A 10256-nucleotide genomic window follows, 5' to 3' on the forward strand; every position below is an offset into this window, starting at 1 on the left:
CTTGATCCGGGGTCCCGCTAAGCGACGGTGACAAGCGGGACCCCGGATCAAGTCCGGGGTGACGAAGGAGAGACATTGCCAGTTCACCTCGCCCGGCATAGCTAGGCGCCATGAGCCTCCTCCTCGCCCTCGTCCTGCTCGCCGAACCCACGGTTGCCGATCCCGCACCGCCACCGGTCGAGCGCTGCGGTTACCGCATCGTCCAGAGCTATCCGCACGACAGTTCGTCCTTCACCCAGGGCCTGTTCTGGGACGCGGGGCATCTTTACGAAGCCACCGGCCAATACGGCCATTCGCGCGTCGCGCGGCTCGACCTCGAAACCGGCAGGGCGCTGGCCGAGACGAAGCTGCCCGACGACCAATTCGGCGAAGGCATCACGCGCTGGGGGCATCAGATCATCGGCGTGACGTGGCGGAACGGTGTCGGCCATCGCTGGTCGATCAAGGACCTGAAACCGCTCGGCGATTTTGCCTATGACGGCGAGGGGTGGGGGCTTACGATGGTCGGGGACAGTCTCGTGCTCAGCGACGGCTCGCCCGACCTTCGCTTCCTCGACCCCGCGACGATGACCGAGAAAAGCCGCGTCACCGTGCGTTTCGGGGGCCGGTCGGTGAGCATGATCAACGAGCTCGAGACGATCGACGGGCAAATCTGGGCCAATATCTGGATGACCGACGTCATCGTCCGCATCGACCCCGCGAGCGGCGACGTCGTCTCGCTCGTCGACCTTTCGGGGCTGAAGGCGGATGCGGGGGCGCGCGGAAACGACAGCGTGCTCAACGGCATCGCGTGGGACGCGAAGAAGAAGCGGCTGTTCGTCACCGGCAAATATTGGCCCAAGCTGTATGAGATCGCGCTGGCGGACTGCGGTTGAGCCAACCTGTGTGTCCCCGCGAAGGCGGGGACCCATCTTCGGCCGGTGCGAGGTGGAACGGGCCGGAAATGGACCCCCGCCTCCGCGGGGGAACATGCTTTTAGTTCAAAGGATGGTGAGCGCCGCCTCGATCCGTGCGGCCGCGGCGTCGTAGACGCGGGTTTTCAGCCCCGCGGTGACGCTTTCGGGCGCGCGGTCGGGGTGGCCGCCGGGGAAGGGCGGGGCAGGGTCGTACTCGATCGCGAGCTGGATCGCCTGCGCGACCGCATCGCCGTGCAGGCGGGCGATCAGGGTCAGCGCGAAATCGAGGCCCGAGGTCACCCCGCCGCTCGTCACGACATGACCGTCCTCGACGACGCGCGCCGCCACCGGCTCCGCGCCGACCAGCGGCAGCAGATGCGTATAGGCCCAATGCGTCGTCGCGCGCTTGTCCGCGAGCAGTCCGGCGCGGCCGAGCAGGAAGGCGCCGGTGCAGACGCTCGTCACCCACCGCGCGCCCGCCGCCTGCCGCGCGACGAAATCGATCGTCGCGGTATCGCCCAGCGCTTCGGTCACGCCATGGCCGCCGGGGACGCAGAGAATGTCGGCCTGCGGCGCGCCCGCGAAATCATGCGTCGGCAGGATCGCGAAACCGCTGTCGGTCGCGATCGGATCGAGCGTCGCGGCGGCGCCGATCAGCCGCGCGCCGGGCATCCGGCTGAGCGCCTGCGCGGGCGCGGTGAAATCGAGCTGGGTGATGCCGGGAAACAGCAGGAAGACGACAGTTGTTTCGGGGGCGGCGGTCATGCGGATGCTCCTTGCGTTGGCAGCGGATCACCCAGGCGCGCGGCTCTTCCGGCGATGCGGCCGAACCCCGCTTCCCGATGGGACTCCATCTTCAAGCGCCAGTCGCGGGGTCCGGGCGGTATAGGGTATCGGCGTTCGCGATGGAAGCGGGCGGCGCTTTATGGGTTTCACGCAAAGGCGCAAAGGCGCGAAGAAGGTCGCGCTTGCCGCGAAGCAGCCTCATCCTTTCACCCTCGCATCATGGCGCATCGCTTGAAGAGAATGGGGCCTGTCGGCCCGAATCTTCTTCTTCGCGCCTTTGCGCCTTTGCGTGAGTCAAAAATCACGACGCCGCAGCCAGCGCGCGGCCGATCGCCTATTTCGCCGCCTTCGCTTCCTTGTCCGCCGTCCCGTCGCGGCTTTCGAGCATCGCGGCGGCATCGTCGAGGGCCTTGGCTTCGCTGACCGTCACGCCGCCGGGGCCGGGTTCGTTGTCGGTGCGGCTGCATCCCGTCGCCGCAGCCAGCGTCAGCACCAGCAGCGCCGCGGGCCAAGGGGTTCGCATCGTTCGGCTCCCACGAAAAAGGGCTCCATCCGCGGATGGAGCCCTTCGATACCAGCCCGAAGGCGAAGCTTCGACTTATTTCTTGTCGTTGGCTTCGGCCTTCTTGGTTTCGTCGGCGATCTTGTCGCCCGCCTTGGCGGCGGCGTCGCCCGCGGCGTTCACCGTGCCTTCGACGGCGTTGCCGGCATCCTTGGCGGCGCCTTCGACGGCGGCCCCGGCGTCCTTCGCCGCGTCGGCGGTCGCGTCGGCGGCGTCGGCCGCGCCCTGAGCGGCCGCATCACCCGCGGCGGCGGCATCGTCGGCGGCCGACGAAGCGGTGTCGGCGGCGGCGTCCTGGGTCTTTTCCGAGCAGGCGGTCAGGCTGAAGGCCGCGGCGGCCATCGAGGCGATGATGATCTTGCGCATGAAATTTCCTTTCAAATCCAATGGCCCGGCGGCCATTGAGGCAAAAGTTTAATCGCGGATCGGCCGCTTGGCAACCGCGCAGCACAGCGACCGCAAGGGAAGGTCCCCGCGCAAAGGAAAGGGGCCGCCGGCGCGTGCCGACGACCCCTGCATTCCTCCGGCCAGAAGCCGAAAAGGCGCTTACTTCTTGGCAGCGTCGACGGCGGCCTTCGCCTGGTCGGTCGCTTCCTTGGCGGCGCCGGCCGCTTCGGCAGCCTTGTCCGTCGCAGCGGCGGTGTCGCCGGCAGCGGCAGCGGCGCCAGCGTCGGTCGCGGCGTCCTTCGCGGTCGCGGCAGCGTCGGCGGCGCCTTCGGCAGCCTGCATCGCGCCATCGGCCGCGCCTTCGACGGTGTCGGTCGCCGGGGTTTCGGTGGTGGCGGCGGCGTTGTCGGCAGCCTTGTCACCGCAAGCGGCCAGGCCCAGCGAGGCAGCGGCGACGAGCGACAGAGTGATCAACTTCTTCATGTGGGAATACCCCTCTCGATTGAACTGATCGACCGGCATGGGAACCCAATCGATCCCGTGAACTTGCCAATCGGCGGCAGAAATACCGCCTCGCCAAGGGGGGTGCAACGCTCTTTTTGCAAATTCGTCCGCCTTTTGTCGCAAATCGACCCGTGTCTCATAAAATCGGATGGGAGGCGCGCGCCTCGGTTGACCGGATATAAAGAAAGCTTTATATGTCATTTCATGGCCGAGCTGCTCGACATTTTTCGCGCCCTTGCGGACCCGACGCGCCTGCGCGTCGTCGCGCTGCTGCGCGAAATGGAACTGGCGATCGGCGAACTCGCCGCCGTGCTCGACCAGAGCCAGCCGCGCGTTTCGCGCCATGTCCGCATCCTCGCCGAGGCCGGGATCATCGAACGGCGGCGCGAGGGGAGCTGGGTTTTCCTGCGGATCGCGACCGGCGGGCCGGTGTCGGGCATTGTCACCCAGGCGGGGGCGTGGCCCTTTTCGGAGGGCGAGGCGCTGGTCATCGCCAACGACGCGCGCCGTCTTGCCGCGGTGCGCGCCGAGCGCGCGGCGGCGGCCGAGCGCTATTTCGCCGACCATGCCGCCGAATGGGACGCGATCCGGTCGCGCCATATCGCCGAAAGCGAGGTCGAGGCCGCGATGCTGGCGATGATGGGTGGCCGCGGGCTCGGCCACCTGCTCGACATCGGCACCGGAACCGGCCGCATGGCCGAAATCTTCGCCCCCGCCGCGCACCGCGTCACCGCGCTCGACCGCAGCCCGGAAATGCTTCGCCTCGCGCGCGCCAAGCTCGCCGGGCAGGCGGCGCCGATCGATCTGGTGCAGGGCGATTTCCTGAACCTGCCGCTCGATGATGCGAGCATCGACAGCGTCGTCATCCATCAGGCGCTGCATTTCGCGCACGAGCCCGACCGGGTGATCGCCGAGGCGGGGCGGGTGCTGCGTGGCGGCGGGCATCTGCTGATCGTCGATTTCGCGCCGCACGCCGACGAGGAATTGCGGACACTCGCGGCGCACGCGCGCCTCGGCTTTTCCGATACCCAGATCGGCGGCTGGTTCGCGGCGGCGGGGCTGGCGCTCGAAAATACGCAGACGCTCGAAGGCGGCGATCTCGCGGTCAAGCTGTGGCTCGGCCGCCGGACCGGCGGCGACAGGCAAGCTCCCCTTTCCCACGACGACAAAAGGCTCGCGGCATGACATCGACCCTCAATTCGCTCGCCGAGGCGCGCCGCGCCGCCGCGGCTCCGCTCTTCGCAGACCTGGCGGGTGACATCGGCGTCAGCTTCGAATTCTTCCCGCCCAAGACCGAGAAGATGGAAGCACAGCTCTGGGACACGTTCCACACGCTCGAACCGCTCGCCCCCAGCTTCGTCTCGGTGACCTATGGCGCGGGCGGCTCGACGCGCGAGCGCACCCATGCGACGGTCGCGCGGATCGCCGCGACGAGCCCGGTGGCGCCCGCCGCGCACCTGACCTGCGTCGAGGCGTCGCGCGCCGAGATCGACGAGGTGGCACAGGCTTATTGGGAAGCGGGGGTGCGGCATATCGTCGCGCTGCGCGGCGATATGCCCGGCGGTGCGCCCTATCGCGCCCACCCGGACGGCTATGCCAATGCGATCGAGCTCGTCGCGGGACTGAAGGCGGTGGCGCCGTTCGACATTTCGGTCGCCGCCTATCCCGAAGTGCATCCCGACGCGTCGTGCGCCGAAGCCGATCTCGACAATCTGAAGCGCAAGCTCGACGCGGGCGCCAATCGCGCGATCACGCAATTCTTCTTCTCGCCCGACGCCTTTTTGCGGTTCCGTGACGCCGCGGCGGCGGCGGGGATCGACGCGCCGATCCTGCCCGGCATCCTGCCGGTATCGAACGTGTCGCAGACGCGGCGCATGGCCGATATGTGCGGGACGCAAATCCCGGCGTGGATGGTGTCGCTGTTCGACGGGCTCGACGACCACCCCGCCGCACGCCAGCTCGTCGCCGCGACGATCGCCGCCGAAATGTGCCGCCGCCTCTATGCGGGCGGGGTGCGCGATTTCCACTTCTACACGCTCAACCGGGCGGAGCTCAGCTACGCCATCTGCCACCTCCTGGGCCTGCGCCCGAAGGCGGCCCCCGCGACGGAGGAAGCAGCCGCATGAACGCCCGTGAAGCCCTGAAAGCCGCTGCCCGCGAGCGCATCCTGCTGACCGACGGCGGCTGGGGCACCCAGATCCAGCTCCGCAAGCTCGCCGAGAGCGATTATGCGGGAGACCTCGGCCTGTCGTACGACCAGAAGGGCAACAACGACATCCTCGCGCTGACGCGGCCCGATGTGGTGACCGCGATCGGCGAGGCCTATCTTGCCGCCGGGTCGGACATCGTGTCGACCAACACCTTCAGCGCCAACCGGATCAGCCAGGCCGATTACGGCGCCGAGCATCTGGTCGCCGACATCAACCATGAAAGCGCGCGCCTCGGCCGCGAGGCGGCGGACAAATTCGAGAAACAGGACGGCCGCCGTCGCTTCGTCGCGGGCGCGGTCGGGCCGACGAACAAGACGCTGTCGCTGTCGCCCGACGTCAACAATCCGGGCTTTCGCGAGATCGACTTCGACGAACTGAAGGCGGTCTATCTCGACCAGGTCGTCGCGCTCGCCGAGGGCGGGGCGGACTTCATCCTGATCGAGACGATCTTCGACACGCTCAACGCCAAGGCGGGGATCGCCGCGACGCTGGAGGCCGAGGCGAAGGTCGGGCGCGAACTGCCGCTGATGATCTCGATGACGCTCACCGACCTTTCGGGCCGCAACCTGTCGGGGCATACGGTCGAGGCCTTCTGGTATGCGGTGCGCCATGCGCGGCCGCTGACGATCGGGCTCAACTGCTCGTTCGGCGCGGCGCAGCTTCGCCCGCATGTGCGCGTGCTCTCCGACCTCGCCGACACGCTGGTGATGGTCTATCCGAACGCCGGGCTGCCCAACGAACTCGGCGAATATGACGAGATGCCCGATACGACCGCGGGGCTGGTGCGCGAATGGGCGGCGCACGGGCAGGTCAATATCCTCGGCGGCTGCTGCGGTTCGACCCCCGCGCATATCGCGGCGATGGCGCAGGCGGTCGAAGGCCTCGCGCCGCGGCATGTTCCCGACGTGCCGGTGCGCACGCGGCTGGCGGGGCTCGAACCTTTCACCATGGCGGCTTTTGCGGCGGCGGCCTCCTGATGGACGACGGACCATCATGGACGATCCGCGAGGCCGGAGCGGATGACGCCGCCGCGCTGGCGCTGATCGGCGCCGCGACCTTCCTCGAAACCTTCGCGGGGATTCTCGACGGCGATGCGATCGTCGCCCATTGCGCGGCGAAGCATTGCGACGTGGCCTATCGCGCCTTGCTGGCCGATGGCGCGCGGGCGTGGCTTGCCGAGGCGCAGCCGGGCGGCGCCCCGATCGGCTTCGCGCTGGTCGGCACGCCCGACCTCGCCGCGGCCGAAGAGGGCGACATCGAGCTCAAGCGCATCTATTCGCTGTCGCGCTTCCACGGCAGCGGGCTCGGCGCCGCGCTGATGCGCGAGGCCGTCGCCGCGGCGCGGGACCATCGCCGCCTGCTCCTCGGCGTCTATGCCCGCAACGAAAGGGCGCTCGCCTTCTATCGCAAGCAGGGTTTCGCCGACATCGGGACGCGCCGGTTCGACGTCGGGGGCAAGCTCTACGACGACCTTGTCCTTGCCCGCCCGCTCACTCTCTGACCCTTTTCCTTCTGGAACGCCGATGACCGCCTCTCTCTCCTCTTCCTCCTTCGTCAACGTCGGCGAGCGCACCAACGTCACCGGATCGGCGGCGTTCAAGAAGCTGATCCTAGCCGACGATTTCACCGCGGCGGTCGAGGTCGCGCGCCAGCAGGTCGAGAATGGCGCGCAGGTCATCGACGTGAACATGGACGAAGGGCTGCTCGACGCGGTGCGCGCGATGACGACCTTCCTCAAGCTGATCGCCGCCGAGCCCGACATCGCGCGGGTGCCGGTGATGATCGACAGCTCGAAGTGGGAGGTGATCGAGGCGGGGCTCAAATGCGTGCCGGGCAAGCCGATCGTCAATTCGATCAGCATGAAGGAGGGCGAGGAGCCCTTCCTCGCTCACGCGCGCAAATGCATGGCCTATGGCGCCGCGGTCGTCGTGATGGCGTTCGACGAGGTCGGGCAGGCCGACACGAAACAGCGCAAGATCGAGATTTGCGAGCGCGCCTACAAGCTGCTGACGGGCATCGGCTTTCCGCCCGAGGACATCATCTTCGACCCCAATATCTTCGCGATCGCGACGGGGCTGGAGGAGCATGACAATTATGCGGTCGACTTCATCGAGGCGGTGAAGGAAATCCGCGTCCGCTGCCCGCACGTCCATTTCTCGGGCGGGCTGTCCAACCTCTCGTTCGGCTTTCGCGGCAACGAGACGGTGCGCCGCGCGATGCACAGCGTCTTCCTTTATTATGCGATCCCCGCCGGGCTCGACATGGCGATCGTCAACGCGGGGCAGCTCGACGTTTACGACACGATCGATCCCGAACTCAGGAACGCCTGCGAGGACGTCATCCTCAACCGCAAGGTCGAGGGGGAGGCGGACAGCCCGACCGAACGGCTGATCGCGCTCGCCGAACGCTACAAGGGCAGCAATGCCGCGCAGGAAAAGGCCGCCGAGGAATGGCGCGGGTGGGAGGTGCGCAAGCGGCTCGAACATGCGCTGGTCAAGGGCATCGACGCGCATATCGTCCCCGATACCGAGGAGATGCGCCTCGCGATGGATCGCCCGATCGAGGTCATCGAGGGGCCGCTGATGGACGGGATGAACGTCGTCGGCGACCTGTTCGGGTCGGGCAAGATGTTCCTGCCGCAGGTGGTGAAATCGGCGCGCGTGATGAAGAAAGCGGTCGCGCACCTGCTCCCCTTCATCGAGGCGGCGAAGGAGCCCGGCGCGAAGGGCAAGGGCAAGGTCGTGATGGCGACGGTCAAGGGCGACGTCCACGACATCGGCAAGAATATCGTCGGCGTCGTGCTCCAGTGCAACGGCTTCGAAATCGTCGACCTGGGCGTGATGGTCCCCTGGTCGAAGATTTTGGAAGCGGCGAACGAGAATGACGCCGACATGATCGGCCTTTCGGGCCTCATCACCCCTTCGCTCGACGAGATGGTGACCGTGGCCGAGGAGATGCAGCGCGCCGGCATGACGATGCCGCTCTTGATCGGCGGCGCGACGACGTCGAAGGTCCACACCGCGCTGCGCATCGACCCCGCCTATGAAGGGCCGGTGCTCCATGTCCTCGACGCGAGCCGCGCCGTCGGCGTCGCGACCTCGCTGGTCAGCGACACCGGCCGCGACGCGTTCGTCGGGGGCTACAAGGCCGATTACGAGCATATCCGCGAGGTGCGCGCGAACAAGGGGCAGAGCGCGCTGATCCCGATCGAGGATGCGCGCGCCAACGGCTTCGCGATCGACGAACATATCCGGCCGTTCCCGCCCGAAAAGCCCGGCATCCACGCCTTCGACCATTGGGACCTCGCCGAATTGGTCGAATGGTTCGACTGGACGCCTTTCTTCCGGGCGTGGGAACTGGCGGGCGTCTATCCCGCGATCCTCGACGACGACATCGTCGGCGAAAGCGCGCGCGGCCTCTTCGCCGACGCGCAGGCGATGCTGGAGAAGATCGTCGGCGAGGGCTGGCTCCACGCGCGCGGGGTCGCGGCGCTGTGGCCGTGCCGCCGCGACGGCGACGATGTGATCATCCATCTCGAAGAAGAGGAACGTCACGTCCGTATCCCCTTCCTGCGCCAGCAGATCGCCAAGCGCGAGGGACGCCCCAATATGTGCCTTGCCGATTTCATCAGCCCCGACGGCGACTGGATCGGCGGCTTTTCGGTCGCGATCCACGGTATCGAGCCGCATCTCGCGCGCTTCAAGGCGGCGCACGACGATTATAGCGACATCCTGCTGAAGGCGCTCGCCGACCGCTTTGCCGAAGCCTTTGCCGAGCGGCTTCACGCGCATGTCCGCACCGATTTGTGGGGCTATTCGGCGGGCGAGCAATTGACGCCCGAGGCGATCATCAAGGAGGAATATCGCGGCATCCGCCCGGCGCCCGGCTATCCGGCCTGCCCCGAGCACAGCCTGAAGCGCATCCTGTTCGACCTGCTCGACGCGGGCAACACGTCGGGGGCGACGCTGACCGATCATTTCGCGATGCTGCCGACGGCGGCGGTCTCGGGCTTTTATATGGGGCATCCCGATGCAAGCTATTTCGGGGTCGCGCGGGTCGGAGAAGACCAGCTCGCCGATTATGCCGAGCGGCGCGGGGTCGATCTTGCGACGGCGACGCGCTGGCTGCGGCCGAACCTGGATTGAAGACCTAAATCATCTAGTGTGTCCCCGCGAAGGCGGGGACCCAGAGCGTTCGACCCCGGGCTGACGCTCTGGACCCCCGCCTTCGCGGGGGAGCATCATGGTAAGAACGGTTCGTATCCCTGTCCAATAAAGGGACAGTGCGCCGGTTAACCAGCTTCGCAAACGACGAACGCCGCCGAAGCTGTTATAAAGCCGCCATGATCCAGACGCTTGCCCGCCGGCCGATGTTGCCGCTGCTCGCCCTTCCGCTGCTCCTTGCGCCGGCGCCGCTGCCCGCGCAGACCGGCGGCGCGCCCTATAGTGTCGATGGCCGGGGCTTCACCCGCCTTCAGGATGCGGTCGATGCGATCGGCGGCGGGGAGGGGACGATCCGCATCGCGTCCGGCTATCACCGCGACTGCGCGGTCCAGACCGAAGGCCGCGTCGCCTTCGTCGCCGCCGAACCCGGCCGCGCGGTCTTCGACGGCGTGGTCTGCGAAGGGAAGGCGGCGCTCGTGCTGCGCGGAGCCGGGGCGAAGGTCGACGGCGTCGTGTTTCAGAACATGCGCGTTCCCGACGGCAACGGCGCGGGCATCCGCCTCGAAAAGAGCGACCTTGCGGTCGAGAACAGCCTGTTCCGCGGCAGCGAGGAAGGCATTTTGACCGCCGACGATCCGGCGGCGACGCTGACGATCGACCGCTCGACCTTTTCGCGCCTCGGCCGCTGCGACCGCGGGCTGAGCTGCGCGCACAGCGTCTATACCGGCGACTATGGCCGCGTCGTCGT

10 protein-coding genes, 1 pseudogene and 1 riboswitch are annotated in these 10256 nt (G+C 67.6%); of the genes and pseudogenes, 7 read left to right on the plus strand and 4 right to left on the minus strand.

Annotated features, from left to right (window positions below):
• Window positions 1-110: 110 nt before the first annotated feature.
• The gene (locus tag OJI97_RS06620) at window positions 111-875 is read left to right on the plus strand and encodes a glutaminyl-peptide cyclotransferase (RefSeq protein WP_297662267.1); all 765 of its coding nucleotides are present in this window, start codon (window positions 111-113) and stop codon (window positions 873-875) included.
• A 105-nt stretch (window positions 876-980) separates the two neighbouring features.
• Here the strand turns inward: OJI97_RS06620 and OJI97_RS06625 are convergent, their stop codons facing one another.
• The 4 genes from OJI97_RS06625 to OJI97_RS06640 all read right to left on the minus strand — a co-directional run bounded on the left by OJI97_RS06625 (window position 981) and on the right by OJI97_RS06640 (window position 3114).
• The gene (locus OJI97_RS06625) at window positions 981-1661 is read right to left on the minus strand and encodes a DJ-1/PfpI family protein (RefSeq protein WP_297662268.1); all 681 of its coding nucleotides are present in this window, start codon (window positions 1659-1661) and stop codon (window positions 981-983) included.
• 22 nt (window positions 1662-1683) lie between these two features.
• A riboswitch (ZMP/ZTP riboswitch) is annotated at window positions 1684-1777 on the minus strand.
• A gap of 239 nt (window positions 1778-2016) precedes the next feature.
• Entirely contained in the window at window positions 2017-2205 is a 189-nt protein-coding gene (locus tag OJI97_RS06630; protein WP_297662269.1) for a hypothetical protein, read from the minus strand.
• 75 nt (window positions 2206-2280) lie between these two features.
• Window positions 2281-2610, minus strand: a complete 330-nt coding sequence (locus OJI97_RS06635) for an entericidin EcnAB (RefSeq protein ID WP_297662270.1) — start codon at window positions 2608-2610, stop codon at window positions 2281-2283.
• A 180-nt stretch (window positions 2611-2790) separates the two neighbouring features.
• Window positions 2791-3114, minus strand: coding sequence for a hypothetical protein (locus tag OJI97_RS06640; RefSeq protein ID WP_297662271.1), 324 nt, complete (start codon window positions 3112-3114; stop codon window positions 2791-2793).
• 225 nt (window positions 3115-3339) lie between these two features.
• Here OJI97_RS06640 and OJI97_RS06645 point away from each other — a divergent pair, with 225 nt between their 5' ends.
• From OJI97_RS06645 to OJI97_RS06670, 6 genes and pseudogenes are all read left to right on the plus strand, one after another.
• Window positions 3340-4320, plus strand: a complete 981-nt coding sequence (locus OJI97_RS06645) for a metalloregulator ArsR/SmtB family transcription factor (RefSeq protein WP_297662272.1) — start codon at window positions 3340-3342, stop codon at window positions 4318-4320.
• Window positions 4317-5261 (plus strand): methylenetetrahydrofolate reductase, encoded by a 945-nt coding sequence (metF, locus tag OJI97_RS06650; protein ID WP_297662273.1) that lies wholly within the window; start codon window positions 4317-4319, stop codon window positions 5259-5261. Before OJI97_RS06645 ends, metF begins: the two co-directional genes overlap by 4 nt.
• Window positions 5258-6322 carry a homocysteine S-methyltransferase family protein gene (locus OJI97_RS06655; RefSeq protein WP_297662274.1) on the plus strand — a complete coding sequence of 355 codons (1065 nt, stop codon included), beginning with the start codon at window positions 5258-5260 and terminating at the stop codon, window positions 6320-6322. The genes metF and OJI97_RS06655 overlap by 4 nt, the downstream gene beginning before the upstream one ends.
• Complete coding sequence (locus OJI97_RS06660; RefSeq protein ID WP_297662275.1) at window positions 6322-6846, plus strand: N-acetyltransferase; 525 nt, start codon at window positions 6322-6324, stop codon at window positions 6844-6846. Before OJI97_RS06655 ends, OJI97_RS06660 begins: the two co-directional genes overlap by 1 nt.
• 22 nt (window positions 6847-6868) lie before the next feature.
• Window positions 6869-9490 carry a methionine synthase gene (gene metH, locus OJI97_RS06665; protein WP_297662276.1) on the plus strand — a complete coding sequence of 874 codons (2622 nt, stop codon included), beginning with the start codon at window positions 6869-6871 and terminating at the stop codon, window positions 9488-9490.
• A gap of 197 nt (window positions 9491-9687) precedes the next feature.
• Window positions 9688-10256 (plus strand): annotated as a pseudogene (locus OJI97_RS06670) (right-handed parallel beta-helix repeat-containing protein); the annotation flags it as partial.

This window comes from Sphingopyxis sp. (assembly GCF_025869345.1).
Classification (GTDB): domain Bacteria; phylum Pseudomonadota; class Alphaproteobacteria; order Sphingomonadales; family Sphingomonadaceae; genus Sphingopyxis.